The organism is Bacillus sp. SRB_8 (assembly GCF_003264205.1).
GTDB lineage: Bacteria > Bacillota > Bacilli > Bacillales > Bacillaceae_G > Bacillus_A > Bacillus_A mycoides.
Genome location: NZ_NADT01000162.1, coordinates 1 through 300 on the forward strand (window position 1 = coordinate 1; position 300 = coordinate 300).

Consider the following 300-nt stretch of genomic DNA (forward strand, 5'->3'; position numbering starts at 1 on the left):
TCCATCTGCGCTTCCACCGACAGCGGCACGTGGACAGCCATCTGGTCGCCGTCGAAGTCGGCGTTGAAGGCCGCGCACACGAGCGGGTGCAGCTGGATGGCCTTGCCTTCGATCAGGATGGGCTCGAAGGCCTGGATGCCCAGACGGTGCAGCGTAGGCGCACGGTTGAGCATCACGGGGTGCTCTTTGATGACCTCTTCGAGGATGTCCCAGACCACCGGCGTGCCGGATTCGACTTCCTTCTTGGCGGCCTTGATCGTCGTCGCGATGCCCATGGCTTCGAGGCGCGAGAAGATGAAG

Annotated in this window: 1 protein-coding gene; it reads right to left on the reverse strand. The window is 63.3% G+C overall.

All coding sequences use genetic code 11. The annotated features are described in order from the left end of the window. A partial coding sequence (locus tag B5P40_RS32320) for a hypothetical protein (RefSeq protein WP_142936395.1) occupies positions 1-300 on the reverse strand: 300 nt, incomplete at both ends.